At 56.2% G+C, this 26,638-nt stretch carries 27 protein-coding genes and 2 tRNA genes; 8 read left to right on the forward strand and 21 right to left on the reverse strand.

What is annotated here, in order from left to right:
- Positions 1–29: 29 nt before the first annotated feature.
- Both B9Z40_RS13160 and B9Z40_RS13165 read right to left on the reverse strand, forming a co-directional pair.
- Positions 30–548, reverse strand: a complete 519-nt coding sequence (locus tag B9Z40_RS13160) for a lipoprotein insertase outer membrane protein LolB (RefSeq protein ID WP_100173797.1) — start codon at positions 546–548, stop codon at positions 30–32.
- Entirely contained in the window at positions 545–2,263 is a 1,719-nt protein-coding gene (locus B9Z40_RS13165; protein WP_233204913.1) for a tetratricopeptide repeat protein, read from the reverse strand. Before B9Z40_RS13165 ends, B9Z40_RS13160 begins: the two co-directional genes overlap by 4 nt.
- Before the next feature lie 76 nt (positions 2,264–2,339).
- Here B9Z40_RS13165 and mutM point away from each other — a divergent pair, with 76 nt between their 5' ends.
- Together mutM and mutY are read left to right on the forward strand one after the other, a co-directional pair.
- Entirely contained in the window at positions 2,340–3,155 is an 816-nt protein-coding gene (gene mutM, locus B9Z40_RS13170) for a bifunctional DNA-formamidopyrimidine glycosylase/DNA-(apurinic or apyrimidinic site) lyase (RefSeq protein ID WP_100173872.1), read from the forward strand.
- A complete protein-coding gene (gene mutY, locus B9Z40_RS13175) occupies positions 3,155–4,183 on the forward strand; it encodes an A/G-specific adenine glycosylase (RefSeq protein ID WP_369823455.1) in 1,029 nt (342 codons plus the stop codon). The genes mutM and mutY overlap by 1 nt, the downstream gene beginning before the upstream one ends.
- A 62-nt stretch (positions 4,184–4,245) precedes the next feature.
- Here the strand turns inward: mutY and rapZ are convergent, their stop codons facing one another.
- Genes rapZ through B9Z40_RS13190 form a run of 3 tightly spaced genes read right to left on the reverse strand, consistent with a single transcriptional unit; the run spans position 4,246 to position 7,700 of the window.
- Complete coding sequence (rapZ, locus tag B9Z40_RS13180; protein ID WP_100173800.1) at positions 4,246–5,109, reverse strand: RNase adapter RapZ; 864 nt, start codon at positions 5,107–5,109, stop codon at positions 4,246–4,248.
- Complete coding sequence (gene recN / locus B9Z40_RS13185; RefSeq protein WP_100173801.1) at positions 5,106–6,803, reverse strand: DNA repair protein RecN; 1,698 nt, start codon at positions 6,801–6,803, stop codon at positions 5,106–5,108. Before recN ends, rapZ begins: the two co-directional genes overlap by 4 nt.
- Before the next feature lie 3 nt (positions 6,804–6,806).
- On the reverse strand, positions 6,807–7,700 hold the full coding sequence (locus tag B9Z40_RS13190; protein WP_100173802.1) for an NAD kinase: 894 nt from the start codon (positions 7,698–7,700) through the stop codon (positions 6,807–6,809).
- Positions 7,701–7,728: 28 nt separating this feature from the next.
- On the opposite strand from B9Z40_RS13190, the gene hrcA reads away from it, so the two are divergent.
- Together hrcA and B9Z40_RS13200 are read left to right on the forward strand one after the other, a co-directional pair.
- A complete protein-coding gene (gene hrcA, locus B9Z40_RS13195) occupies positions 7,729–8,733 on the forward strand; it encodes a heat-inducible transcriptional repressor HrcA (protein WP_100173803.1) in 1,005 nt (334 codons plus the stop codon).
- Positions 8,734–8,768: 35 nt separating this feature from the next.
- Positions 8,769–8,845: transfer RNA gene (locus B9Z40_RS13200), tRNA-Ile, on the forward strand.
- 87 nt (positions 8,846–8,932) lie between these two features.
- Here B9Z40_RS13200 and B9Z40_RS13205 read toward each other — a convergent pair.
- The 9 genes from B9Z40_RS13205 to B9Z40_RS13245 all read right to left on the reverse strand — a co-directional run bounded on the left by B9Z40_RS13205 (position 8,933) and on the right by B9Z40_RS13245 (position 16,113).
- Positions 8,933–9,538, reverse strand: coding sequence for a nuclear transport factor 2 family protein (locus B9Z40_RS13205; RefSeq protein ID WP_100173804.1), 606 nt, complete (start codon positions 9,536–9,538; stop codon positions 8,933–8,935).
- Between the two features lie 16 nt (positions 9,539–9,554).
- Complete coding sequence (locus tag B9Z40_RS13210; RefSeq protein WP_100173805.1) at positions 9,555–10,520, reverse strand: tripartite tricarboxylate transporter substrate binding protein; 966 nt, start codon at positions 10,518–10,520, stop codon at positions 9,555–9,557.
- Positions 10,517–11,374, reverse strand: a complete 858-nt coding sequence (locus tag B9Z40_RS13215; protein ID WP_100173806.1) for a fumarylacetoacetate hydrolase family protein — start codon at positions 11,372–11,374, stop codon at positions 10,517–10,519. Before B9Z40_RS13215 ends, B9Z40_RS13210 begins: the two co-directional genes overlap by 4 nt.
- A 14-nt stretch (positions 11,375–11,388) precedes the next feature.
- A complete protein-coding gene (locus B9Z40_RS13220) occupies positions 11,389–11,964 on the reverse strand; it encodes a VOC family protein (RefSeq protein WP_233204914.1) in 576 nt (191 codons plus the stop codon).
- A complete protein-coding gene (locus B9Z40_RS13225) occupies positions 11,965–12,567 on the reverse strand; it encodes a nitroreductase family protein (protein WP_100173807.1) in 603 nt (200 codons plus the stop codon).
- A gap of 63 nt (positions 12,568–12,630) precedes the next feature.
- On the reverse strand, positions 12,631–13,773 hold the full coding sequence (locus tag B9Z40_RS13230) for an amidohydrolase family protein (protein WP_158238100.1): 1,143 nt from the start codon (positions 13,771–13,773) through the stop codon (positions 12,631–12,633).
- Complete coding sequence (locus B9Z40_RS13235) at positions 13,770–14,366, reverse strand: nuclear transport factor 2 family protein (protein WP_100173809.1); 597 nt, start codon at positions 14,364–14,366, stop codon at positions 13,770–13,772. Before B9Z40_RS13235 ends, B9Z40_RS13230 begins: the two co-directional genes overlap by 4 nt.
- Positions 14,367–14,388: 22 nt before the next feature.
- A complete protein-coding gene (locus B9Z40_RS13240) occupies positions 14,389–15,366 on the reverse strand; it encodes a tripartite tricarboxylate transporter substrate binding protein (RefSeq protein ID WP_100173810.1) in 978 nt (325 codons plus the stop codon).
- 42 nt (positions 15,367–15,408) lie between these two features.
- Positions 15,409–16,113 carry a VOC family protein gene (locus tag B9Z40_RS13245; protein WP_233204915.1) on the reverse strand — a complete coding sequence of 235 codons (705 nt, stop codon included), beginning with the start codon at positions 16,111–16,113 and terminating at the stop codon, positions 15,409–15,411.
- Between the two features lie 340 nt (positions 16,114–16,453).
- On the opposite strand from B9Z40_RS13245, the gene B9Z40_RS13250 reads away from it, so the two are divergent.
- Together B9Z40_RS13250 and B9Z40_RS13255 are read left to right on the forward strand one after the other, a co-directional pair.
- Entirely contained in the window at positions 16,454–17,467 is a 1,014-nt protein-coding gene (locus tag B9Z40_RS13250; protein ID WP_100173812.1) for a tripartite tricarboxylate transporter substrate binding protein, read from the forward strand.
- Positions 17,468–18,343: an oxaloacetate decarboxylase gene (locus B9Z40_RS13255; protein ID WP_199172566.1), complete on the forward strand. Its 876-nt coding sequence runs from the start codon at positions 17,468–17,470 to the stop codon at positions 18,341–18,343.
- A gap of 37 nt (positions 18,344–18,380) precedes the next feature.
- On the opposite strand, the gene B9Z40_RS13260 is transcribed toward B9Z40_RS13255, so the two are convergent.
- The 4 genes from B9Z40_RS13260 to B9Z40_RS13275 form a co-directional block, all read right to left on the reverse strand.
- Positions 18,381–18,731, reverse strand: coding sequence for a cytochrome c (locus B9Z40_RS13260; protein WP_143473988.1), 351 nt, complete (start codon positions 18,729–18,731; stop codon positions 18,381–18,383).
- A gap of 14 nt (positions 18,732–18,745) precedes the next feature.
- The gene (locus B9Z40_RS13265; protein ID WP_100173815.1) at positions 18,746–20,746 is read right to left on the reverse strand and encodes a thiamine pyrophosphate-binding protein; all 2,001 of its coding nucleotides are present in this window, start codon (positions 20,744–20,746) and stop codon (positions 18,746–18,748) included.
- Between the two features lie 28 nt (positions 20,747–20,774).
- Positions 20,775–21,752, reverse strand: coding sequence for a Bug family tripartite tricarboxylate transporter substrate binding protein (locus B9Z40_RS13270; RefSeq protein ID WP_369823457.1), 978 nt, complete (start codon positions 21,750–21,752; stop codon positions 20,775–20,777).
- Positions 21,753–21,872: 120 nt separating this feature from the next.
- Positions 21,873–22,481 (reverse strand): bifunctional 2-polyprenyl-6-hydroxyphenol methylase/3-demethylubiquinol 3-O-methyltransferase UbiG, encoded by a 609-nt coding sequence (locus B9Z40_RS13275; protein WP_158238101.1) that lies wholly within the window; start codon positions 22,479–22,481, stop codon positions 21,873–21,875.
- A 183-nt stretch (positions 22,482–22,664) separates the two neighbouring features.
- Here B9Z40_RS13275 and B9Z40_RS13280 point away from each other — a divergent pair.
- Positions 22,665–22,741, forward strand: a tRNA-Arg gene (locus tag B9Z40_RS13280).
- A 64-nt stretch (positions 22,742–22,805) separates the two neighbouring features.
- Positions 22,806–23,360: a transcription elongation factor GreB gene (gene greB / locus B9Z40_RS13285; protein WP_100173817.1), complete on the forward strand. Its 555-nt coding sequence runs from the start codon at positions 22,806–22,808 to the stop codon at positions 23,358–23,360.
- Between the two features lie 13 nt (positions 23,361–23,373).
- Here greB and B9Z40_RS13290 read toward each other — a convergent pair whose 3' ends face one another.
- The 3 genes from B9Z40_RS13290 to gmk form a co-directional block, all read right to left on the reverse strand.
- Positions 23,374–25,644 carry a bifunctional (p)ppGpp synthetase/guanosine-3',5'-bis(diphosphate) 3'-pyrophosphohydrolase gene (locus tag B9Z40_RS13290; RefSeq protein WP_100173875.1) on the reverse strand — a complete coding sequence of 757 codons (2,271 nt, stop codon included), beginning with the start codon at positions 25,642–25,644 and terminating at the stop codon, positions 23,374–23,376.
- Between the two features lie 131 nt (positions 25,645–25,775).
- Positions 25,776–25,976: a DNA-directed RNA polymerase subunit omega gene (rpoZ, locus tag B9Z40_RS13295; RefSeq protein WP_019425866.1), complete on the reverse strand. Its 201-nt coding sequence runs from the start codon at positions 25,974–25,976 to the stop codon at positions 25,776–25,778.
- A 31-nt stretch (positions 25,977–26,007) separates the two neighbouring features.
- Positions 26,008–26,628 (reverse strand): guanylate kinase, encoded by a 621-nt coding sequence (gmk, locus tag B9Z40_RS13300; RefSeq protein WP_100173818.1) that lies wholly within the window; start codon positions 26,626–26,628, stop codon positions 26,008–26,010.
- Between the last annotated feature and the right edge of the window lie 10 nt (positions 26,629–26,638).

Consider the following 26,638-nt stretch of genomic DNA (forward strand, 5'->3'; position numbering starts at 1 on the left):
GGCAGCCCGGCTTGGAGGAGTGTGTTCGATCAGCGGTCGAGCACGATGCGCAAGACCGCTTCGGGCCCGGGCGTGCTTCGCTTGGCCGTCAAGCGGCCTTGTGGGTAGGCCGACAAGTCCACTTGCCAACCTGACGCTGGGGTGGCTTGGCCTGCCAGCCATTCAAACAAAGCGGAGATGGGCAGGTTTGTGCCGGTCAGCCGCTGGCTGAGGCTTTGCAGGCTGGTGCTTTCGGTTTTGTCTTGGCCTTGCTCGAGTTGGGCGGATTGGGGGGTCCAGCTCAGGCGGGCCAAGGTGGTGCCAATGGGACTGAGCAACAGCATTTGCCCCTGTGCGGCCGAGCCTTGCAGTTCAAAGCTGGTGCTCCAGTTTTGAGGTGGGTTACTTTGCAATTGCAAGGCCAAACGCCCTGACCAAAAAGCGGCCGGGTCAGTGGGCGCTGGGCGCTGGGTGGCGCAACCGGCCAACACCAACAATCCCCAGCCGCCAAGGCCCAGACCCACAAGCCGCTTGGCCGGTTGTTGCAAGAGTTCTTGAGGAGGCCTCATGGCTTGAAGTTGAAACGCTTGAGGGTTTCGAGCAAGGTTTCGTTGTCGGCTTTGAGCAGCAAACCTTCGCGCCAGAGGGTGCCCGCTTCTTTTTGCTGGCCCATCACCCAAAGCACTTCGCCCAAATGGGCTGCGATTTCAGCATCCGGTTTGGCTTTGTAAGCGGCTCTCAGTATGGCCAACGCTTCGGCTTGTTGGCCAAGGCGAAATTTCGCCCAGCCCAAGCTGTCTTGGATGTAAGCGTCTTGAGGCGCCAATTGCACCGCTTTTTCGATCAGTTGTAGCGCTTCGTTCAGGCGGATGTTCCGATCCGCCAAGGAATAACCCAAGGCATTGAAGGCGTGGGCTTCTTGGGGTGCCAGGGCCATCAACTGACGCAGCAGGGCCTCCATTTCGTCGAAGCGCTTGAGTTTTTCGCAGACGAGGGACAACTCGGTCAACAGTTCGGTGTTGTTCGGTTGTTTGTCCACCGCGGCACGCACCAACACATAGGCTGCTGCCGTGTCGCGGTTTTCACGCAGCCAAAAGGATTGCGCCAACACTTTGCGCAGCGCTTGCTCTGCATTGGTAGGTTTGACCTGTGCAAGGACTTGACGTGCCTCGTCTAGCCGCCCTTGTTGGGCCAGCACATCGGCTTGGCGGCTGGCCAGTTTGATGGGGTCCGCCCCAGCGGGCATTTGGGCCAGCCATTGCTGTGCCCGTTCCAGTTGCCCTTTTTTCTGTGCAATTTGCGCCAGATTCATCAAGGCTTCGGCCAATCCGGCCTGGTGCTCAGGGGTGTTGCTGGGGGTGACCAAACGCACATACTGTTCAAGGCGTTTTTCGGCCTCTAACAGGTTCGAGCTTTCTTGCAGCACCAAACCATGGATCAGCCAGCCGTCCGCAAACACGGGGTACTTGTCATTGAGTTGCACCAACTGCGCCAAGGCATCGGGGATCAGCTGGAGTGACACCAGCGTGCGTGCATAAGCCAAGCGCAAATCGGGTGTGACATCGTTTCTCATGGCCGCATCGACCATCGGCTTAAGGCTGTCGGCGTTGACCAGCAAGCTTAGCGCCAATATCAAGGGGCCTGCGGCTTTCGGGTCGGCTGCATGGCCTTGGGTCACCGCTTCAACTGCCCGAGAAATTTGGCCTGCATCGCGTCGCATGCGGCCGACGGTGGTCCAGGCGGTCGCCACGGTGGTTTTTTGAGTGAAGGCTTTTGTCAGTGCGCGTTCAACAGCATCGGCTGCGAGGGCTTGGTCTTTCACCACGCTGAACAAGCGCGGTACCGAGGCGATGGCGCCGGGTTGTTCATCCAAAGGCAGCTCGTTGATGGAGACGGCCAAGGCTTTTCCCGCTTCATCGATTCGGTTGAGGGCCAGCAAAATTTGCAAGACATAGCGGCTGGCTTCGGTGGCTGAGGGGATTTCCCTTTTCCAGGTTTGCGCTGCTTGCAGTGCCGCTTCGCCGGATCGGGCTTGCAAGGCCATGTCCACCGAACGTTGGAACAAGGCTGGGTCGCGGGTTTTGCGGGCAGCGTCCAGCATGATGGAAAAACCGCTTCCGGTCGAGCCTTGCCGCGTGTTCAATTCTCCCAGCAGAATTTGGTAAAAAAGGGCCGCGTCCAACGCCGAAGGTTTGGGCGGAGACTCTGCTTTGGGGGCTGTAGGCTGCGCCCAAGCACCGATGGCGAGCGAGGACAAGACGGCAAGTCGGAACCAGAATTTCATGCTGGACATCATAATCCAGCCACCTTTTTAACAAGCGCGGCAGAGGCCAATGGCCACCTGTTCGCCGGACCCTTGCATGCCTGAACTCCCGGAAGTTGAAGTCACCCGCCGCAGTTTTGCCGACCGCATTGCCTCGGCGCACATTTTGGCGCTGCACATGGGCAAGCCCTTGCGTTGGCCCCTGGGCGTGCCTGCTGCCAACTTGGTGGGGCGGCAAATCTGGGGTGTGCGCCGACGTGGCAAATACCTGCTGTTGGACCTGGACCAAGGCTTGCTGCTGGTGCATCTGGGCATGTCGGGCAGCTTGAACTTCGCCCCAGCCCAACCCGAGGCCGGGCCGCACGACCACATGGACTTGGTGACCGACCGGGGCGTGCTTCGCCTGCACGACCCACGCCGCTTCGGTGCGGTGGTCTGGGCGCCATCCGAAGATTCGCCGCAGGCGCAAAAGCTGCTGGGGCGGCTGGGTGTGGAGCCCTTGAGCGCTCAGTTTGATGTGACCGCCTTTGCCCAAGCGCTCAAAAAACGCCAATCTGCCATCAAACAGGTGTTGTTGGCAGGTGATGAGGTGGTGGGTGTGGGCAATATTTACGCGTCTGAGGCTTTGTTCATGGCGGGCATTCGCCCCACCACCAAAGCCGCCCGTCTGTCCAAACCCCGGGTGGCCCGGCTGCATGCGGCCATCGTGCAGGTGCTGACCCGCGCTGTGGAGCAGGGCGGCAGTTCGCTCAAGGATTTTGTGAATGCCGAAGGACGAACCGGGTATTTCCAGTTGGAGGCGGCGGTTTACGGTCGCGCTGGCGAACCATGCAGGGTGTGCGCCACACCCATCAAGTCCATGTTGCAAGGCCAGCGCACCACCTTTTACTGCTCGATATGCCAGAAACCCTGATGAACTTGCCTGATGGTTTTGCCCGGCGCATGGTGGATTGGCAGCTTTTGCATGGTCGCCAAAGCCTGCCCTGGCAAAACACCCAAGACCCCTACCGTGTCTGGTTGTCCGAGATCATGCTGCAGCAAACGCAGGTGACTACCGTGCTCGATTACTTTCCCCGGTTTTTGGGGCGTTTTCCGGATGTGGCCGCTTTGGCTGCTGCGCCGCAAGACGATGTGCTGGCGCTGTGGAGCGGCTTGGGCTATTACAGCCGCGCCCGCAACCTGCACAAATGTGCCCAAGAGGTGATGGGGCGTTTTGGCGGGGTCTTTCCGCGTCGTGCTGAAGACCTGCAAACCTTGCCTGGCATTGGCCGATCGACGGCCGCAGCCATTGCAGCGTTTTGCTTTCAGGAGCGCTCAGCGATTTTGGACGGCAATGTGAAACGGGTGTTGACCCGCGTGCTGGGCTATGGCGCTGACATGGCGGTGGCCAAGAATGAAAAAGCACTTTGGGCGTTGGCGCAAGACCTTTTGCCCGAGCAAGCCGCAGACATGCCGCGCTACACCCAAGCCCTGATGGACTTGGGGGCCACGGTGTGTTTGCCGCGCAAAGCCCAGTGTGAGGCCTGCCCAGTCAGCTTGGTGTGCCGAGCGAAAGCGCAAGGCGAACCGCTGGCCTATCCCGTCAAAACCCGCAAACTCAAGCGCAGCAGCGCCACGTTGTGGCTGTTGTGGGCCGTCAATGCCCAAGGTCAGGTGTGGCTGCAAAAACGGCCAGAAAAGGGCATTTGGGCGGGGCTGTTCAGCTTGCCGGTGTTTGAGTCTGAATCTGATTTGTTGGCCGCTTGGCCTGAGGGCGCTGAGCCGCAATACATCCCGCCCTGGAAGCATGTGTTGACACACCGGGATTTGCACTTGCACCCGGTGCGCATGCTGGGGTCTGGGCAGTCAGGCCCGGCCAGTGAGGGTCAGTGGGTGGATGCCCAGGTGTGGCCGGGAATGGGCTTGCCTGCACCAATCAGGCTTTTGCTGGCTGGCGAATGAAAAAAAATGGATCCCAAATCAAGTGCGGGATGACCTTTGCAGTTCGGGATGTCGTGGACCGCTCAGATGGCGTCAAGTTCGCGGTGCCGCTTGAGCGTGAGCCAACGTGCACCAAAGCTTTGTGCCAGTTGCTCCACCATGAACACCGAGCGGTGTTGCCCCCCGGTGCAGCCGATGGCCACGGTAACGTAGCTGCGGTGGTCGCGCTCGATGGCTGGGATCCAGTGTTTTAAGAACCCTTCGATTTGCAGCTGCATCTGCACGAACTCTTCCGATTGCCGAAGGTAAGCTTGTACGGGCTCGTCTCTGCCCGTCAGTGGGCGCAAAGCGCTTTCGTAATGGGGGTTGGGCAACATGCGCACGTCAAACACATAGTCGGCATCGGTAGGGATGCCGCGCTTGAAGCCAAACGATTCGAACACCAGCGTCAATTGGGCCCGTGGCGCACTGACCAAAGTTTTGATGTAAGTTTGAAGCTGTGCCGAGCGCAGCAAACTGGTGTCGATGACGTGGGCACGATCGCGCAAATCTGCCAGCAGTTCACGTTCAAAACCAATGGCTTCAATCAACGCTTTGTCGCTTTGGGGCTTGTCGCCGCCCGACAAGGGGTGTTTGCGTCGCGATTCTGAATAACGCCGCTGCAGGGTGTCGGAGTTCGCATCCAGAAAGACCGATTTGACTGACATGCCCATGTCACGCAGCAAACTCATTTGCTCGGGCATGAGGTGCAGCGAGTTGGCGCTGCGCACATCGATCGCAATGGCCAAGCGTTGTTCTTGGTGTTGCTCTTCGAGTTTGACGAAGGGAATCAACAATTCCGGGGGCAGATTGTCGACGCAGTAATAGCCCGCGTCCTCCAGCGCGTGCAGCGCCACCGATTTGCCGGAGCCGGACATGCCGGTGATCAGAATGATGTCCATGCTCAGCTTTGTGCGGCTTTGCGGCCAGAGGGTTGGGGTGAGGGCTTTGGGGGTGGAGTGCCCAGCATTTCTCGGGCGTGGGCCAAGGTGGTGGCGGACAGCTTTTCACCGCCCAGCATGCGGGCGATTTCGCTCACACGTTCTTCGCCGTTCACCCCGCAAACTTGGCTGCTGATCTGCCCTTTGACCGCCGCCTTGCTGACCAGCAAGTGGTGGTCTGCACAGGCAGCCACTTGGGGCAAGTGGGTCACGGCCAACACTTGGCGGTGTTGGCCCAGCTGTTTCATGAGGCGCCCCACGGTTTCGGCCACGGCACCACCGACACCCGAGTCGACCTCGTCAAAAATCAAGGTGCCGGCTTCGCCCAGTTCGCTGGTGGTCACGGCGATGGCCAGCGCGATGCGCGAGAGTTCGCCCCCCGAGGCGACTTTGCCGACGGGCTTGGGTGTGCTGCCTTCGTGGCCCGCGACCAGAAAACCGACTTCTTCCAGGCCATGCTGAGCGGGTGCGTCGAGGGTTTGCAGTTGCACTTCAAAACGGCCGCCTTTCATGCCCAACTGCTGCATGGCGCTGCTGACCGCTTGGGCCAGGGGTTTGGCCGCTTGCTGGCGTTGGCGAGAGACAGCTTTAGCCGCTTGTGTGAAGGCGGTTTGTGCGGTTTGTGCGGCTTTTTGCAAGGCTTCCAGATCGCCCGCAGCATCGAGTTGTGCCAATTCTTGACGCCAAGTTTGCAAGGCCAAAGGCAGATCGGCGGGTGTTTTTTTGTAACGACGGGCCAGTGACAACCAAAGCCCCATGCGTTCGTCGAGCCTGCCCAGCTGCGCGGGGTCCAAGTCGGTTTTTCGCAAATAGGTGTGCAGGCTGTGGGCCACATCTTCGGCTTGGGCCTGGGCCGAAGTCAGCACCTCAGCCAAAGCGTTGAATTCGGGCTCAAACTGCCCCAGCGACTGCAGGGTTTGGATGGCGCGGGACAACTGGCGCAAAACCCCTCCATCGTCTTCGCCTTCTAGCAAAACAGTGCTCTGATTGGCCCCATCAATCAGGGCTTGCGCGTTGGCCAAACGGCTGTGCTGGGTGCTCAGCTCTTGCCATTCGTCCACTTGTGGATTGAGCTTGTCCAGTTCGCCGATTTGCCAAGCCAGTCGCTCACGTTCGTTGGCCAGTGTGCTTTGGGCTTTTTCTGCTTCGGCTAATGTCTGCAGAGCTTGTCGCCAGGTTTGCCAAGTGGCTTTCAATGGGCGGGTGTCGATGCCCGCATAGGCATCAAGCAAGCCGCGAACCGCGTCTGGCCTGGTCAGGCTCTGCCAAGCGTGTTGGCCGTGGATGTCCAGCAGTTGCTCGCCCAGTTCGCGCAGTTGCGTGGCCGTGGCCGGGCTGCCGTTGATCCAGGCGCGGCTTTTGCCGGTGGTGTCTACTGTGCGGCGCAGCAGCAAGGCGGTATCGGTTTCAAAACCAGCCTTTTCAAGCCAGGTCTGAATGGCGGGTGTGGGATCGAATTCGGCACACACTTCGCATCGGCTCGCCCCTTCACGCACCACGCCAGATTCGGCACGGGCCCCAAGCGCCAGTTGTAAAGCGTCAATCAGGATGGATTTGCCGGCACCGGTTTCGCCTGTCAAGACGCTGAAACCTTGCGCCAGGTCCAGTTCGAGGGTTTGCACGATCACAAAGTCGCGCAGGGTGATGTGCGTCAACGCCATGGCTCAATCGCCCCCATTCCAGTGCATTTTTTTGCGCAAGGTGTCGAAGTAATTCCAACCAGCGGGATGTAAAAAACGCACCGTGTGTTCGGAGCGATTGACCACGATGCGGTCGCCCAAAATCAGGTCGGCCAGTGATTGCATGTCAAAGTTGGCGCTGACATAACGTCCTGCCACGATCTCGATGCTGATCTCGGACGATTCAGGCAAGACAATCGGGCGGTTGGACAAAGTGTGCGGTGCGATGGGGGCCATCACCCAACCACCAATGGAGGGGTGCATCAGCGGCCCACCGACCGACAGCGAATAAGCGGTGGAGCCAGTGGGCGTGGCAATGATCAAGCCGTCGGCGCGTTGGTTGGACACAAAATGACCGTCGACCTCGACCCGCAGCTCCACCATGCCCGAGGTGCCGCCTCGGTTGACCACCACATCGTTCATGGCCAATGCGTTGAACACGCTGCGTTGGTCCCGCATGACGTGGGCTTGCAGCAAACTGCGGTCTTCTGTTTGGTAGTGGCCCTGAAGCATGGGCAACAACACATCTTGGTAGCTTTGCAGCGGGATATCGGTGATGAAGCCCAGTCGCCCCTGGTTGATGCCCATGAGTGGCAAATTGAAACGGGCCATCTGGCGGCCAATGCCCAGCATGGTGCCGTCGCCGCCAATGACCAAACCCAGATCGCATTGCGTGCCAATGTCGTCCATGTCCAGCATGGGGTATTGGTTCAAACCGGTGTGCATGGCGGTTTCTCGGTCCAGCACCACTTCGCAGCCTTGTCGGGTCAAGAACTGTGCGACGTCGTCCAAAGCCCGACGGGAACTCTCCAACGCCCCACCATGCGCGGTGGTGTGGTACTTGCCAAAGAGTGCAACGTAACGGAACTTGGATGTCATCTCTAAATTACATCATTAAAATGACCAAATGCTAGATGATCGTGCCAAGTTATTGCTCAAAGCGCTGGTGGAGCGTTATATCGCGGATGGCCAACCCGTTGGCTCTCGCACGCTCTCCAAAGCCTCGGGCCTGGACCTCTCGCCTGCCACCATTCGAAACGTCATGTCCGACCTGGAAGAGTTGGGCCTGATCGCCAGCCCCCACACCTCGGCCGGCCGCATCCCGACCAGCCGTGGCTACCGCCTGTTTGTGGACACCATGCTCACGGTGCAACGCGATGGCTTCGAGACCCCCGCCCTGATTCCTGACCAGCCGCAAAAGGTGATTGCCAGTGCGGCCAACTTGCTCTCTAACCTGTCGCATTTTGTGGGCGTGGTCATGACGCCGCGCAGGCCTTCGGTGTTCCGGCACATCGAATTTTTACGTTTGTCTGAGCGGCGTTTGCTGGTCATCATCGTTTCGCCAGAAGGTGACGTGCAAAACCGCATCCTGTTCACCGAGACCGATTACTCGCAAAGCCAGCTGATTGAGACCTCTAATTTCTTGAACACCCATTACGCGGGCATGGCCATCGAGCAGGTTCGCAGCCGGGTGCAGCAAGAGCTGGTCAGCCTGCAAAGCGAAATCGCCACGCTCATGCAGGCAGCGGTTCAGGTCAGCACCGAGGCGCTGGCCGATGACCAAAACGAGGTGGTGATTGCAGGCGAGCGCAACTTGCTGTCGGTGAGCGATTTCTCCAGCGACATGGGCCATCTGCGGCGGGCTTTTGACCTGTTTGAGCAAAAAACCCAGCTCATGCGCTTGCTGGACGTCTCGAGCCAGGCAGAAGGTGTGCGCATCTATATTGGCGGCGAAAGCCAGATCGTGCCGATGCAAGAGTTGTCGGTGGTCAGTTCGCCTTATGAGGTGGATGGTCAGATCGTGGGCACCCTAGGTGTGATTGGCCCGACCCGCATGCCCTACGACCGGATGATCCAGATCGTCAACATCACCTCGCGCTTGGTCAGCAACGCGCTGAGCCAGTCCAAATAAGCCGTTTCCGGGCCACTACAATCATGGCTTCGGTGGGGGCGTTAGCTCAGTTGGTTAGAGCAGAGGACTCATAATCCTTTGGTCCACGGTTCAAGTCCGTGACGCCCTACCATTTCAATACTTCAAGTCACTTTGCAAGGCGTTGCAAAGTGACTTTTTTCTTATGTGCTTCAAGACAGGATAGAGGTTTTAAACCCATTCATCTTTCCAGCGGCAAACCTTTTAGCCAGTTGTCGCCACGCCGGTAAAGTTCTTGAACAACATCACCCTTGAGCATGGGCATGTCCATTTTCACGGTGTAGCCAATGCGTGTTTGGATATAGGCCAAGTGCCGATAGCCCTCCGGAAAATGAGACAAGGCTTCGGCGTCTAACTTGAGAACGGCCGATGGATCAACGGGATCGATCCGGTCTTTTTCGTAAATGGGCTGGCGGTGAACCAAGCCCCATTGGCCATTGCGCTCTTCAAAGAAGTCGTAAAAACGACCAGTGCAAACCACATCGCACAACACACCTTCCACCATGCCGCGCTGAGAAATGGTCATTTTTGTTTGAGAGATGGCGCGAGTCCCTTGGACTTCAATGGCGGAGCCACCCAAGAAGTGCAAAATGCTGACGCCCTTGTTCCAGCCCTCAATGGTTACCTTGATGAACTCTTCGAAGGGGCCCTGAAACCAGGTGGCCATCATCACGCCATCGTGGTGCCAGACGGTGCGAAACTTGTCCCAAAGTCCTGCATCGCGCCAGACGGCCCAGTTTTCGACCAACTGCCTGATGCGCAACTGCTGTGTCATGTCATGTGTCATTTTTTTAGTCTCGTGTTTATTCAAGTTCAATTTTTTTGTCTTGAATCACTTTTTTCAAGTTGCGCATGTCTCGCTCAACACGCGTTTTGAATTCATTCGGCGAACTGGCTTGGGGCGAGCCTCCAAATGAGATGAGTTTTTGCTTGACGTCCTCTTGGTTGAGAACGGCACGGATTTCTTTGTTCAGGCGATCAACCAATTCGGGCGGTGTCGTGGCAGGCGCAGCAATGCCCAGCCAAGATTCAAACACCACCCCAGGGTATTGATCGGCAATGGCGGGTACACCCGACACAGGGCTCGCGCCCGGTGGAGAGGTGACCGCAATGGCCCTGACGCGCTGGTCTTTCAACAATGAAGCGGTCAAGGTCATGGTGTCCACCATCACATCCAGGCGCCCAGCCAGCAACTCCGTCAAAGGGCCAGTTCCGCCCTTGAAAGGAATGTGTGTCACTTGCACATTGGCATCACCGAATGCCCACTCGGCTGCGAGGTGCATGGCCGTGCCAATGCCAACAGAAGAATAGGTGTACTTGTTGGGTTCTGCTTTGGCTTTTTGAATCAAGTCAGCATAAGACCTGATCGGCGAGTTGGGCGCGACTGTGAAGGCCAGAGGGTAAGTGGTGACGGTGCTGACCCATGCCAAATCCTTGATGGGATCAAAAGGCAGTGATTTTTTCATGGCCGCGCCGCTGGCGTGGCCACTCGGAACCAAGAGAAGGGTGTAACCATCGCCCGCTGAACGAACCAACATTTCTGTGGCGATGTTGCCACCCGCCCCAGGTTTGTTGTCCACCACCACGTTTTGTCCGAGGCGATCGCCCAATGACTTGGCAACCAGTCGGGCCACGATGTCCGATCCACCCCCTGCTGGGAAACCCAGCAAAAGGCGAATAGGCTTTTGGGGCCAGTTGTCTTGCGCGCTGGCCATGGGCATGAAGCCAACGGCCAGGCAAAGTGCGAGCAAGCGTTTCCAGGGTGTCATGCTGCGACGTCGTCTTTGATGGTGTTGCGCAAAATACCCACGGCATCCACTTCAATTTCAACCACATCACCGGGTTTCATGAAAACCTGGGGTGTGCGCTTGTTGCCCACGCCGCCCGGTGTGCCGCTCACAATCACATCGCCTGGTTCAAGGGGAATGAAGGTGGAGATGTAGGCAATTTGACGAGGGATGCTGTGAATCATCATGTCGGTGGTGGCGCGTTGCAACTCAACACCATTCAAGCGCGTGCTCAGGGTCATGGTTTGACCAGGTTGGATTTCATCGGCCGTGACCATCCAGGGGCCAAACCCGCCCGTGCGCCAGAAGTTTTTACCGGCAGTCCACTGGGTGGTGAAATTTTGCCAATCTCGCACCGAGCCATCGTTGTAGCAAGAGTAGCCAGCAATGTGCTTCCAGGCATCCGCCTCAGAAATACGGCGACCCCCCTCACCAATGATGATGGCAATTTCACCTTCGTAGTCCAGGCGATGCGACTCTGGCGGACGCATGATGTCTTGGCCATGACCCACTTGCGAAGAATTCACGCGTGAAAAAATGGCGGGTTTCTCTGTCAGGTCACGGCCTGTTTCTTTGACGTGGTCGTGGTAGTTCAAACCCACACACATGATTTTTTCTGGGTTGGGAATGACGGGCAAAAGCGTCAAGTCGTCAAAATTCAAATCGGGTGTGTGGGTGCTCAATGCTTGCGCTGCTTGCGCGAACATTTTTTTGGCAATCAGGGTTTTCAGATCGGGCGCTTGTGCACCCAAGAGAGGCGTCAAGTTAAGAACTTTGTTGCCTTGAACTGCGCCATAGCATGCGGTGTTGTTGAGCAAGAAGCTGATGAGTTTCATGGTGTTTCTTCAAGTTAAAAAGGGGTGTAGCCCATCCGGCTCGCCATCTCGGCTTGCCATGTGGTGCGCAATTGAAATTTAGGACGTGACCTGGCAATTTTTTCTGATTTCGCCAAGATCGTTGCATCGTCATCGTTCAGATCGATGAGTTCTCGAAGGGGTTGCTCGCAATACCATGGGGTATCGACAAAGGCTTCAATCCGATTGCCTTCAGGGTCTCGGAAATAAATCGAGATGGCATTGCCATGGGTCACACACAGCATTTCGGTGGTGCCAGGGTCTTGTTCGGCCAGCGCTTTGACAGCCCGGAGCACATCCAGCCCCTGCACGCGAAATGAAATTTGGTTGATGGCATTGAAGTTCATGCCCTCTGGCTTGCCGCCTGCCAAGATGATTTGATGGTGTTCAGCCGGGTCGCGGCTTAAAAAAATCAAAGGGACCGTTCCCAACAAACCGCGGTCAGTGATGGTGAAACCGAGGACCGTTTGGTAATAAAGGGCCATGCGCTCTGGATCGCGCACAAAAAAGCCCATGTGACTGAAGCTCAGGGCCGACTGCGCTTGAAGCAGAGGGTGTTTGACTGGGGTCACTTAAAAAGATCCCCGCTTGGCCAATGCACTCAGCGGCTTGCGTGCGTTGGGTGCTTCTCTTTCGCGCAAGGCATCGGGCAGTGTGGCCGCATCGCCGCGTTTGCCCACAGTGGCCAACATTTGCAAGGTGTGGTCAGAGGGCAGGGACAAGACCTGAGCCGCTGCGTCTTTGTTAAAGCCGCCAATGCCATGCAGTGAAAAGCCATTCAGGTGCGCTTGCATGGCCATGTAAGCCCAAGCGGCGCCCGTGTCGAAAGCGTGCATGCCATTGGGAATCAAGTCGGGCGATCCCGCTTTCGCTGCCAATTGGTAAGAAGCAATGGCCACCAAAGCGCCCGCTTTGCCGGCCCAAGCCTGGTTGTTGGGGTTCAAAGTTGCAAACAGGGCATCCCATTGAGGGTCGTTGCGCAGCACAACGGCAAAACGCCAGGGTTGCGCGTTATTTGACGAAGGTGCCCACCGTGCAGCCTCGAGCATGCTCATGACGGCGGCTTCAGAAACGACTTCATCCGAGTAAGCACGCGGTGACCACCGCTCTGTAAATTGCGCGTCAATGGGGAAGTCGGCCTTTCGGCTGTTGGTCACGGGAGATGCATGGCTCATGAAAAATTTTCCTGTTCAAAAAATAGATGTTCGTTTTGGGGATGCGCGCTGAAGCGGGGTGTCTTAAGCTTTGGGTGCAAGCTGGGGCATCAAACGCAAGGCATTGCCTCTGTCAATGGCCACGCGTTCTGCCTGCGTGAACTGCCTTTCAGACAAACCTTCGCGAGTTTCTGCTCCAGGACGGTAAGGATAATCCGATCCGTACATGATTTGGGAGGTGGGAATCAATTGCCGCAAGGCCTTCATGGCACCTTCGTGGTGTCCTTGTGCTGTGTCGTAGTAAAACTTTTGGACTTCTTTCAAGACACCATTCGGCAGCACTTCTTTGGCTTTCTCTTTCATGTCCACCTCTTGGCGGGTGAAGCGGCTCCACAAAAAAGGCATGGTGCCGCCGCTGTGCGACCAAATCCATCGAATGTCTGGGAATTTGTGGGCTGCCCCAGAGAACAACATGCTGGCGATGGTTCTGGTGGTGTCGGTTGCATACTCCAGCGAGGAATTAGGCAGACCAGGAATGAGGTTGCGGCAGCAATCGGGCAGAAGGGGGTGAACGTAAATCACAGCTTTGCGCCTGTTGAGCTCTTCCCAGATGGGCCAAAAATGCTTGTCGCCCAAGTACAGATCGCCGTAGCTGGTCATCAAGCCAATGCCATCGGCTTTGAGGGTGTCGTAGGCATAGGCGATTTCTCTCAAGCTGCCTTCGACATCCATCAGCGGAAGCGTTGCAAAAGAGCCAAATCGGCCTGGAAAATCGCGTGACATTTGGGCGGCGTATTCATTGGCCTCACGCGCCATGCGCCGGTCAGCCGTCACATTTTTGAAAAATGCACCGGGCTGAATCAGGGCCACCACCGAGGTGGCGATGTCATTTTTGTCCATGTCATCGATGGACATCTGTGGCGTCCAGCGAGGCACACCACCCAAACCCATGCGCCGCATGTCTGCGGCGTAGGAGGGGGGCACCATGTGGTGGTGAATGTCGATGCGGGGTGACTTTGCCGGTTTGGCAGAACCGAAGACGCTGTCTAGCGATTGGCAACCTGCCAAAGTCGCGCCAAGGCCAGCAGCAGTGCCTGTGGCCAGCAAAGAAGAGAGAAAGCCGCGCCGTGTTGATCCGCTGCTGGGTTGACTTGACGTGGTGCAATCGGCATCGCACAAACAAGACAAATGGGCGGGGGATTGAGTTGATTTCTCGAGGGTGCTCATGAAAGACTCCTTAACCATTGTTGTGCTTCAAGTTTCAGTTGCTGGCTTGCTTCGGATCGGGTGGTGGGCAGTTCAGGATTGACCTGGGCACCATTGAAAGATTGCAGATAAGCCAAGTGGCGATAGCCTTCAGGAAAGCGCAGAAGGCGCTCGCTTGAGAGTTCAATGGCATCTCCCACATGAACGGGTGTCAATGTGTCTTTGTCGTAAATGACATTGCGTTTAGCAATTCGCCATAGCCCATCGCGCTTTTCAACGCGGTCGTAAAAGACCCCAATGCAATGGACATCGACAGGAACCGCGTCCAATTTGCCACGCACCAAAATGGCCATGCGCGTTTGCGCAATCGCTTTGGTGCCCTGCACTTCAACGACCGTGCCACCTTGGAAGTGTTGCGAACTGGAGCCCTTTCGCCATGCGTCTTGCATGCCAGAAATAAATGCTTCGAACGTGCCATGAAACCATGTGGCCGTCATGGTGCCGTCGGCATAGACGGTCGCTCGCAATTTATCCCAGTCGCCTGCGTCACGGTAAAGCGCCCAGCTTTGAACCAGCTCTGCAATCTCGAGTCGCTCTAAAAGGGCTTGTGACATGAAGCGAATCTGTTGGCGTGAATTACTCTTGCGCGATGCCTGCGTTTTTAAGAAGTCTCGGCCATTTGGCCGCTTCAGACTTCATCATGGCTTCGGTTTCCGCGTTGTTCATTTGAACAATGCGGCCGCTGCCCTGTTGCAGTTTTTTGCGCACATCGGCCGATTGCATGGCTTTGTCAATCTCAGCCCGGAGTTTGTCAACAATGGCGGGGGGTGTTTTGGCCGGTGCAAACAAGCCAAACCAGGTTTCCATTTCCAAATCCATAGCGCCCGTTTCCATCAAGGTGGGGATCTGTGGACCATCGGGGGCGCGTTGGCGGCTGGAGACGGCAAACGCCTTCAACTGGTTGCTCTCTAAATAAGTGCGGGTGGTGGTGGTGTTGTCGAAAAACAAATCAACGCGCCCACCGAGCAAGTCCATATAGACAGGTTGCGCACCTTTGTAAGGCACCAATTGAATGTCGACATTGCCCATGCCCTTGATCAGTGAGGCCAGGATGAATTGGCCCGTGCCAGGACCACTGGTGCCAAAGTTCAGTTTGCCTGGATTGACTTTGGCATAGGTCAACATGTCTTTCATGTTGTTGAAGGGCAAATCTTTGCGGCCGACCAAGGTGTAGGAGTGCGAAACCACAATGCGCAGGGGAATGAAGTCCGTCAAGGGCTCGTACCCGGGATTTTTATACAGGCCGGCATTCAAAGCCATGTTGGACAAACCGCCCACGATGAGGTGATAACCATCGGCAGGCGCTTTGGCAATGACTTGTGTGCCTGCCAAGGTGCCGCCACCTGAGCGGTTTTCCACGACAAATTGCTGCCCCATCTGCTCTGACAATTTGCTCCCTAAGACCCTGGCCACCAAATCAAAGCCGCCACCGGCAGCGGAGGGGGCCACGATCCGAATGGGCTTGGTGGGGTAGTCGGAGCTGGCTTGTTGAGCCCATGTCCAAGAGCTGGAGGTCGCCAATACGGTCAGTGCAAAGAATAATTTTTTAAACATGTTGGAGTGCAAATTCAATCAAAAAAAATGAAACTCAAAAAATCAACTGCGCATGATCGCTTTGCCCCATAAATTCAAAGTGCGCTCTTCATGCTTCCATTCACCAACAGGGCGACTGGCATCGCACATTTCAATTTCAGAGGAAATTTCTGCCAAATTGCCATCCGGGTCGCGCACCATGAAAAACACATCGTTGCCAGGTCCGTGACGCCCCACACCCCACACAATCTCCACGCGCAATTGGCCCATGTGGTCGGCCCAATCTTTCAACTCATGCCAACCGGGTGTTTCAAACGACTGGTGATCAAAGCAGCTGACAGGTGCACCAAAAAGAGCCAGGGTGTGGTGCATTTCATTGCCCCGAACAAAGCAGGCTTTGAGTTGCCCTGTGTCGTCTTTCACCACATCCGACAAAATAAAGCCGAGGTCTTCGGTGTAAAAACGCACCATGGCTTGAATGTTTGGGGTTCGAAGCGCGAAATGCTGTGAGGCTGCAGGCGGCAATGGATCTGAATTCGTCGCCAAAGATGGGCGTTGTGTTGGCGACTCAAGGTCTGATTCAGGGACAAAAACCACGCAATTTTGGTCAGGATCGATGAAACCCATGGCCGTGTCGGGAAGTTCTGGGTAGGCCTTCAAATCGGCCGTTCGCAAGGCGCGGGTTTTCAGTTTGAATGCAGCCCATTCTTCAGAACCTTTGATGCCAAACAGGGCATAGTGAAGTTGCCCCGCTTGCCCCTCAGACACCAGAACTTCTCGGTCTTCATTTCGGCAAAACCAAGTCCCATGCGCTTCATGGCATGACATACCGAATGCTTTTGAATAAAACTGAGCAAGCGCGTGTGCTTGAGGCGACTGCAAATGCAGTCGTTTCAATTGACGTTGGGGATACATAGAGCAGCGTGTTCTTCTGATACAACCCGCCGACTATCACTGGATGAAAGCTGGGACTCCAGAGGATTAACCCCTAGACTTTTCAAATTCTGGCAGCGGCGGGAATTTAATTCACGAGCGGGTCATGTCCTGTTTTTGAAATCATTCAAAATCGGCATTCAATTTCGCTTCTCGCTCGCGATCAGGAACCCTCATGACACATTGGCCTTTTAATCTCAGATCCGTTTTTTCAAAATCAACAGCGGGTTTGACGTTGGCGGCGCTGACCTTGCTCGTTAACAACGGTTGGGCGCAAACAAGCAACGTTGCCAGCACCTGGCCCACCAAACCTGTCCGTTTCATCGTGCCATTTGCATCGGGTGGCGCCAACGACTTGTTGGCCAGGGCTGCGGCAGAGGGGGCAAGCAAGGTCCTGGGTCAGCCGGTGATCATCGAGAACAAACCCGGTGCAGGCGGTACCTTGGGGACCATGCTGGGCATCAAAAGTGCGCCGGATGGCTACACTTTTTTGATCAGCGCGGCAGGCGTCATTTCCAACACTCTGATTAAAAAATCTGCGCCCTACAAAGACAATGAGTTGGTGCCCGTGGTCATGATTGGTTTGGCCCCTTCCATCATCGTGACATCGGCCAAATCAAAGCACAACACCTTGAAAGACTTCATCGACAACGCCAAGAAAGGCCAGGGTGCGCACTTTGCGACAGCGGGCACGGGCAGTACCCCACACTTTGTGGCAGAGATGATGAACTTGAAGTACGGTACCAATTTCATTCCAGTGCCTTACAAAAGCGGCTCTGAAAGCTCGACAGCGGTCATGGGTGGCCAAGTCGATGGCACCTCAGAGGCGAGCATCATCTCTTTGCCGCACATTCAGCCGGGTGGCAAATTCAGGGCTTTGGCCACCACTTGGACCCAGCGCATGTCGGTAGCCCCCGATTTGCCGACCACCGCTGAGCTGGGTTACCCCGATGTCCAAATTGCGCATTGGGCGGGCATTCATGCGCCGGTGGGTGTGCCGCCAGAAATCATGGACAAAATGGCCGCTGCCGTGGATGCCGCCATGAAAAATCCTGCCATTTCGGAACGTCTCAAAAGCATGGGCATAGAGCCTATCGGTGGCACACGCCCGCAATTCAATGACTTTGTGAATGCTGAGCGCACCAAGTTGGGTGCCATCATTCGTGCATCTGGAATGAAGGAAGATTAAATGACGGTTTCAATGGGGCACCCAGGCACTTTCTTGCGTCAGCGCGTCGGTCAAAAAAATGGTTTGCTTGTCGCTGGTGCGGCCAACGCATTGGCAGCGCGTGTCATTCAACAAGTGGGTTTTGAAGCGGTCTACCTCAGTGGTGCAGGCATTACCAATACGTTTTATGGCATTCCCGATTTGGGTTTCATTGGCCTGAGTGATTTGGCGCAGCACACTGCCGCTGTTCGAGATGCCGTGGACCTGCCCATCATCGTGGATGCTGACACGGGCTTTGGCAATGCCTTGAATGTTCGCCAGTCGGTGCGCACACTCGAGCGATCGGGCGCCAATGCGATCCAACTCGAAGACCAGTTGATGCCCAAAAAGTGCGGACACTTTGCGGGCAAGTCCGTTGTGCCTGTTGAGGAAATGATTGGCAAAATCAAAGCCGCGGTGGATGCCCGTCAGCATGCGGATTTCTTGATCATTGCGCGCACTGACGCGCGTGCTGTGCTGGGTTTGAATGAAGCGCTTGATCGTGCAGCAGCCTATGCTGAACACGGTGCAGACATGACGTTTGTTGAAGCGCCCGAAAGCGAAGACGAAATGAGGCGCATTGCCCGTGAATTGGCTTGCCCTCAGATTGTGAATGTGGTGATTGGTGGCAAAACACCGGCGCTGCCGCAGCAGGTGTTGGCGGACATGGGGTTCGGTTTGGTGCTGTATGCCAATGCGGCGCTGCAAGGCGCCGTCAGGGGCATGACCCTTGCGCTCCATCAGTTGAAGGCCACTGGCGAATTGCAAGAAGACCCCAATGTGGTGGCCACTTTTGCAGAGCGTCAAGGTCTGGTTCAAAAACCATTCTTCGACGCGTTAGAAGCCAAGTACAAATAGGGCAAAGCCTGGCGTTCTAAGACTTCCGGGCTTCACCTCAATTGAGCAATGGAATGGTCTTGTAATCGGGCCCCTTGGGAATGGATTTGAGGTAAGCATGGATGTCCACCAATTCTTGGTTGGACAAGATCTTTTCACTGTAAGGCGGCATAGGTCCTTTTGTGTGCCTCACGAAAGCTTGTATGTATTCAATCGGTTTGGGCTCGGGCGCCAGCTTGGGCCCTGCAACACCGCCTTGACCCACAAAGCCGTGACACCCCCAGCAACCATTTTTGAAAAAGGCTTCTTTGCCTTTTTCGGCGGAACCCGCTGTGGTTTGTGCATTGGCAAGGAGGGTGCTGCTCAAGAGCGCAACACCTAAAGACATCATCGCAATCTGTTTTTTCATGGTGTGATCTTTCTTCAGCGTGGTTGAGTCCACACATTCAACAAAGCCGGATGACCAGACTTCACAACGGCCACAGCTTCCTTCAAGGCAGATGCCAATTGAGCTGGATCCTTGATCGGCCCTTTGGCCCACCAGCCCATTGACTTGGCCAGTTCGTGGTACTGGATGTCAGGGTTTTCGATGCTGGTGCCCACAGGTCCCATGTCCCCTTCTAACTTCACTTTGCGATTTCGGAAGTTGGCCAACCGTTGCAGGTGCATGACCTCTTGGTGATAGCCTCTGTTGTTGTGCATCACGGAGAGCAGGGGGATTTTGTGTTTGGCCGCTGTCCAAAGAACACCGGGTGCAAACATCAAGTCACCATCCGATTGAATGCTGACCGAAAAACGTCCCAGATCGCGGTTGGCCAAAGCGGCACCCACAGAAGCGGGTGCACCGTACCCGACGCCGTAACCCCCTGATCGGCCCAGCCATTGGTGGTGTTTCTCCATCGGCCAAAGGCGGGTTGGCCAATTGCTGACATTGCCCTCAGAGGCCACCAATGCCCAGTCTTCATTTTTGACTGCTGCAAAAGTTTCCATGACCAATCTGGCCGTACTTATGGGGCTTTCGTTCCACCCCAGTGCTGCGGCAGTTCGGGTGCGGATTCGATCCTCTTCGTAGGCTTTGCGCTGGACTTCGCCCCGTTTGGCGATGGCATCTTTTTTATCTGCGGGCAAAGCAGAACGGACCGCCTCGATCAAGGAAGGCAATGTCGTTTGGGCATCGGCCGCCATCTGGACATCAACGACTTGAAAGCGCTGGAAGTCTTGGTAGTTGGCTTTGGTGAGCAGGTCCACCGAATTGATGCTGATCAACTTGGTTTCAGGTTTGATGCGAGATGCGTTGGTGCCGTGTCCATCGTTGGAGTTGTTGTCGGTGTAGGCATTGACGGTGGCCCAGAAATCGGAGAGCTCCAATCCAATGATCACGTCAGCATTGGCAATGGCCGTTGCTGGTGCGCTCAAGTAATGGGTCTTGGGGAAGTTCATGCGACTGCCCTGATCGATCACTTTGGCCTGCAGCAACTCGGCCAATTGAACCAACAAACCCACACCTTCTGGCGTGCGTGCAGCCCTGTCGGCCACAATGACCGGGTTGTTGGCATTGGCCAATAATTTGGCGGCTTCCTTGACAGCGCCCGAGTCACCTTGAGGCGGTGAAGTGGGCACGTATTTCGGGATGTAAGGCATTTTGCCTTCGTGCAAATGCACGGGTGCCATCTGTAAAGCCGCATCCAGCGATATCGCTACGGGGCCATAAGGTGGTGTCATGGCGATTTTGTAGGCGCGCACAAAGGACTGCGAGAAGTGCTGCAAAGAGACTGGTGTGTCGTCCCATTTTGTGTAGTCGCGAACCATGGCGTTGATGTCTTGGGCCGCATGGAATGTCGGCACGCCAGGGGGGCGATAAGCTGCATCCAAATCATTGCCACCCACCACAATCACAGGCACGCGGTCGCACCAAGCGTTGTAAATAGCCATGGAGGCGTGTTGCAAGCCCACAGTGCCGTGGCACAGGGTCAGCAGTGGTTTCCCGGAAGCTTTGAAGTAACCATGGCCCATCGCCACAGCAGACTCTTCATGCAAACAAGTGAGGAATTCAGGTTTGGTGTTGCCCCCGTAATCAATCAAAGACTCGTGCAAAGCCCTGAAGCTTGAGGCGCAGTTGGACGGCAAGTACTTGATGTCCAAGGATTTGATGACATCGACCATGAAGTCGGAGCCCGGCATGCCTTCGCCACGACCCAAGTCGGGTGGAATGCCTGTTTCATGGAGAGCGCCTTTTCCGGAGGGCGGAAGGGCTGAGGGCTTGGCAGGACCTGCAGCCTGTGCGGGTGATGCGCCCAAGCTGGCTGCCGTGCTGGCGGCCACTGCGCCAGATGCCAGAACCCCCCCTAAAAAGCCCCGACGCCCCGATACTTTTTCGGCAGGATGGGATTCAGAGGATTTTCTCTGTGGATTGTGTTCTGTCATCTTTGTGCTCCTCAAAAATTGTTTCTTTTCAGTTGTCCAGTTCGATTTTTCTTTCTTTGGCCACTTTGGTCCAGCGGTCGATATCGGACTTGATGAAGGACTGAAAATTCCCAGGGGTCATGGGTCGCACAGCGACAGCTTCAGAAGACAGTTTGTCTTTGAAGTCTTGTTGCGTGAGAATTTTGTTCAGCGCTTCATTGATTTGACGTACCAACGCATCTGGCGTGCCTGCAGGTCCCATCACGCCGTACCATTGCTCACCATCAAAGCCAGCCAGACCCATTTCTTCAAAGGTGGGCACATCCTTGAGCAATTCATGCCGGGTTTTTCCGGTGACCGCCAAGGGGCGCATGCGGCCACTGCGAATGTGTGGCAATGCCCCGGCCAAGCTTGGAAACAAGGCTTGCGTCTGTCCTGACATCAAGTCCACATTGGCAGGGGCTACACCCCGATAAGGGATGTGGATCAGGAACGTGTTGGTCTGCAACTTGAACAACTCGCCCACCAAATGCGTCAGGGTGCCTGCACCTGCCGAGCCATAGGCCAGTCTGCCGGGTTGACTTTTGGCATATTGAATGAAGCTTTGAAGGTCTTTCGCGGGCACCGACGGGTTGACGCACAGGACGTTTGGTGCGGTGCCAATCATGCCGATCGCGCTGAAATCTTTCAGTGCGTCGTAGGGCAATTTCCGGGTTGCTGGGGAGGTCCCATGTGTGGCGACATAGGCCTGAATGAGGGTGTAACCATCTGGCTGAGCGCGCGCTGCTGTCTGGCAAGCGATGGATCCGCCGCCGCCCGAAATGTTTTCAATGACGATGGGTTGGCCCAAGGCTTTGGAGAGTCGCTCGCATGTGGCTCGACCAATCATGTCGGCCCCACCGCCCGCAGGCACGGGGATGATGTAGCGTATCGGTTTGATCGGGTAGGACGCTTGGGCCATGCTCAAGGGGCTCAAGCCCATCAAGGATGCAGTGGCCAAAAACGTTCTTCTTTTCACCAAGGGCATGATCACTCCGTTCAATGAGTGACACCGTAACACCACCTGAACGCTTGTCCGTCAGGATTAACCCCAGTGGCTTGTGAGTTCAGGTCTTGCCCGTGTATGACATGAACTCATAGTCAGGCCTCAGTTGCGTTGAGCCCAGATTTGCGCCGTCCGTTGGGGGCCTTGGTGGTAGCGGCCTTCGCTTAAAACCCTTTCCTCTTCACGCGCATGGATCAAATGCAGCGGACCGATTTCCTGGCGCAAGACGTTCAAACCTGGGTAGCGCTCCTTTCCTGATGGGTCGGCACCGACTTTGGACTCGAGGACAAAAGCACCGCCAGGATGCAAACTTTGGCTCAATTGTCCATAGAGCCTTTGCCGGACAGCACTTTCAGGTTGCGAGAAAACAGACACCACCAAGTGCCAGCTTTCGTGGCTCATGTCGAAGTCTTTCAAGTCAGCGCAAATGCATTGGATTTGAACGCCGTGTTGTTGAGCCAAGGCCTGGGCTTTTTGCAAACCCACCTCAGAAAAATCAACGGCTGTGACCTCGAACCCCAATTTGGCCAGGTACACCGCATTTCGGCCTTCACCTTCGCCCAATGACAGGGCTTTACCGCGAGTCAAACGGGGAGCACAGGACAATAAGAAATCGTTCGGCTCTTCGCCATAAGCAAAACCCTGTTCCTGAAAACGGGCGTCCCAATAGCTGCTGCCCTTCAGAGGAGCGGGGGTCTGAGAGGTGGTCATTCGAATTCCTGAGTGGGTGGTTGAGCGTGGGGCCATCCCAAACGCGCCACCTTGTTGCTCACTTACCCGAGGATAGCGCGTGCTGCTGTTTTGGGCCCGAAACGGCCACGGCTGTGTCTTTGCAATAAATTGCACAGCACCTCAAAGGAGCTCACAAAAGCTTGCTATAATTCAACGCATGATGCGGCTGTAGCTCAGCTGGATAGAGTACTTGGCTACGAACCAAGGGGTCGTGGGTTCGATTCCTGCCAGCCGCACCAAAAATTAGAAAGCCCACAACGAAAGTTGTGGGCTTTTTCTTTTTTCTAATCTTCAACAGCACCCATGAGCCAAGCCCTCACCCAAGATGCCGGTGGTGACGATGACGAAGAGCTGGGCTTACCCGCTTTGCCTTCGGGTGCGCGCAACTACATGTCGCCTGCAGGCTATGCACGCTTGAGGGCAGAATTATTTTCCCTGATCGATGACGAGCGCCCCAAGGTCGTGGAGATCGTGCATTGGGCGGCCAGCAATGGTGACCGCTCTGAAAATGGTGATTACCTGTATGGCAAAAAACGTTTGCGCGAGATCGATCGCCGCATACGCTTTCTGACCAAGCGCCTGGAAATTGCCGAAGTGGTGGACCCCACCGTCCACCATGGCAGCGATCAAGTTTATTTTGGCGCGACGGTCAGCTATGTGGAAGATTCGGGAACCGAACGCACGGTGACGATTTTGGGCATCGACGAAGCCGACAGCTTGTTGGGGCAGGTGACTTGGGTGTCGCCCATTGCGCGCACTTTGCTCAAGTCTCGCGAAGGCGATGAACTCAAACTGGTCACCCCAGCAGGCGTGTTGAACATTGAGGTCTTGCGCGTGACTTATCCCACTCAGGCGTAAGGTACGGCTTCCATCAATGGCTGCTGGGGCCTTTGTTGGTTTGACGGTCGGCTTGGATGACTGAAGGGGTGCGTTTGAGGTGGCGCATCACTTGATCCAGGTGCGCCGTGTCGCGGACGGCCACCACAAATTTCAACTCGGCGGTGTCTTGCGGTGTTTCTTGGCCCATGTCGACGTGAACGATGTCGGTCTCCGCGCTGGCCAAGGCACCGGCCACTCGGGCCAATACGCCTTTGCCATTGACCACCGTGACGTTGATGCTGGTTTCAAAACTCCGGGTCATCTCGTCTGACCACTCCACACCGATGAAGCGTTCGCTGTCCTTGTGTTCCAGCTTTCGGGCTGTGGCGCAATCCCGTGTGTGAACCGCAAGACCTTCGCCGCGGCCCAAATAACCCACGATGTCGTCACCCGGTAAGGGACGGCAGCAGCGTGAGTAGACCACCGACGCGTTTTCACTGCCATCCAAAGTAATGGCGCCTTGAGAGATGGATTCGTGTGCTGTGAAGCGCTCGCGTGTCATCAGCAAGGCATCGGGTTTTTGGCCGTTTTCAGACAACAGCGCCGCCAAGCGTTTCGCGACGATGGTGGCGATGCGTTTGCCCAGACCAATGTCCATCAGCAAATCGGCTTGGTTGCGGTTGCCGGTGAAGCGAAGCAGTTTGTCCCACAAGGCTTGGTGGGCATCGTCGTCTGCTGGCAGTTTGTCAATGCCCTCGGCGCGCAGCGATTGGGTCAAGAGTTTTTCACCCAACTCCACCGATTCGGTTTGTGCCATGGTTTTGAGGTGGTGCCGAATCTTGGAGCGGGCGCGTCCGGTGCGCACAAAACCGAGCCAAGCCGGGTTGGGCGCAGACACCGGGGCGGTGATGACTTCAATCACATCGCCATTTTTCAGTTCGGTGCGCAAGGGTACCTGCTCGCCATTGATGCGGGCGGCCATCGCGTGGTCGCCCACTCGGCTGTGGATGGCGTAGGCAAAGTCCACCACCGTGGCACCCCGGGGTAAGGCCATGATCTGGCTCTTGGGGGTGAACACATAGACCGCGTCGGGGAACAAATCGACTTTGACATGGTCCCAAAACTCGGCGGCGTCACGCGTTTCTGTTTGGATGTCCAAAAGCGATTGCAACCACTGCGTGCCCAAGCGTGCCGACTGGGCGCTGGCCGACTCGTGTTCCTTGTAGAGCCAATGGGCGGCAACGCCCGATTCGGCCACCAAGTTCATGTCTTCGGTGCGCATCTGAAACTCGACGTTCACGCCCGACGGTCCCACCAATGTGGTGTGCAGCGATTGGTAGCCGTTGACCTTGGCAATCGCGATGTGGTCTTTGAACTTGCCGGGTACGGGCTTGTAAATCTGGTGCAACCAGCCCAAAGCGGTGTAGCAATCGACGACAGACGGCACGATGACACGAAAGCCGTAAATGTCGGTGACTTGGGCAAAACTCAGGTGCTTGTCGTCCATTTTTTTATAAATGGAGTAAAGCGTTTTTTCCCGGCCGCTGATGCGCACATTCATTTTGGCTTGGGCAAAAACGGCTTCGACGTCAGCTTGTACTTTTTGAATCAGGTCACGGCGGCGGTTGCGTGCGCGAGAGACCGCTTTGGTTAATACCGCATAGCGCCACGGCAGCAAATGCTTGAAGGCCAGGTCTTGCAGTTCGCGGTAAATTTGGTTCAGACCCAGGCGGTGTGCAATGGGCGCGTAAATCTCCAGCGTTTCAGAAGCGATGCGGCCCCACTTGGTGCGCGGCATTTCCGACATGGTGCGCATGTTGTGGGTGCGATCGGCCAGCTTGATGAGGATGACCCGTACATCGCGGGCCATGGCCAGCAGCATCTTGCGAAACGACTCGGCCTGGTTTTCTTCCCGGGTGTTGAACTCCAGCTTGTCCAGTTTGGTCAGCCCGTCCACCAGTTCGGCCACGGGTGAGCCAAAGCGCTCGATCAATTCGATTTTGGTGACGCCGCAGTCTTCCATGGCGTCGTGCAGCAGTGCTGCAGCCAAGGCCTGGGCATCGAGCTTCCATTCGGTGCACAAAACAGCCACTGCAATTGGGTGGGTGATGTAGGGTTCACCGCTTTTGCGCATCTGGCCCAAATGGGCTTCGTCGGCAAATTTGTACGCCCTGCGCACCATGTTCGTGTCGGCTTCGTTCAAGTACCCCAGTTCGGCTTCCAGCAGCGCAAAGCTGGCCGCCGCCGCGTTGGCCGCTGCCGGTGCAACAGCCTTGGATGGGCTGTGACTTGCCAGAGATGAAGGGGGTGAAGCATTGCGCATGGCATCAATGTAACGCAAGCTTTTGCTCGACTTTGTGGCGCAACTTGAATGGACGTAAAAAAAGCCCCACAAAGGGGCTTTTGTCAGGGTGATGGCCTTGCGTGAGCGAGGCCATCAGTTCGCAGCGGTCTTCAGGAGACGCGCTTAAGCATTTCGATGCCGACTTTGCCTGCAGCAATTTCACGCAAGGCGGTCACGCCTGGTTTGTTTTTGCTCTCAATGCGGGCGGTGTGACCTTGGCTCAACATGCGGGCGCGGTAGGTTGCAGCCAAAACCAGCTGAAAGCGGTTGGGAATTTGTTCCAGGCAGTCTTCAACGGTGATGCGGGCCATGATGTTTTCCTTGAGAATTTCTGTGCTGGGTTCAAGCCATTTTGAGTGCTTGAAAGGTGTCAGGCCGGGCGCGGCGCTGAACGTGGTACTTGAGCCGTTGGGCGTGGACAACCGCTTTGAGGTCAAACAAGGCACGATCAAATACTTCGTTGATTATAACGAAGTCAAATTCAGGGGCCTGGGCGATCTCGACGGCCGCATTTTGCAGACGCAAAGCGATGATGTCGGGCGCGTCTTCGCCCCGGCGCTCCAGGCGGGAGCGCAGTTCTTCCCAGCTGGGGGGCAAGATGAAGATCAAGACCGCGTTGGCGTACATCTTCTTGATTTGCAAAGCGCCTTGGTAGTCAATTTCCAAAATCACATCGGCACCTTGAGCCATGCGGTCTTCGATCATTTTTTTGGAGGTGCCGTAGCGCTGGCCATGCACATGCGCCCATTCGACAAAGGCATCGCCCAGCACCATGGCATCAAATTCTTGAGCCGAGGCAAAAAAGTATTCCCGGCCATGCTTTTCCTGACCCCTTGGGGCTCTGGTGGTGTGCGAGACGGTGGGTTGGACGCGCGAGTCCAGCTCCATCAAAGCCTTGACCAGACTGGATTTGCCAGCCCCGCTGGGGGCGGCCACGACGAAGAGGTTTCCGGGGTAATCCATGTGGGGCTCT

It is taken from the genome of Limnohabitans sp. 15K (genome assembly GCF_002778285.1).
Classification (GTDB): domain Bacteria; phylum Pseudomonadota; class Gammaproteobacteria; order Burkholderiales; family Burkholderiaceae_C; genus Limnohabitans_A.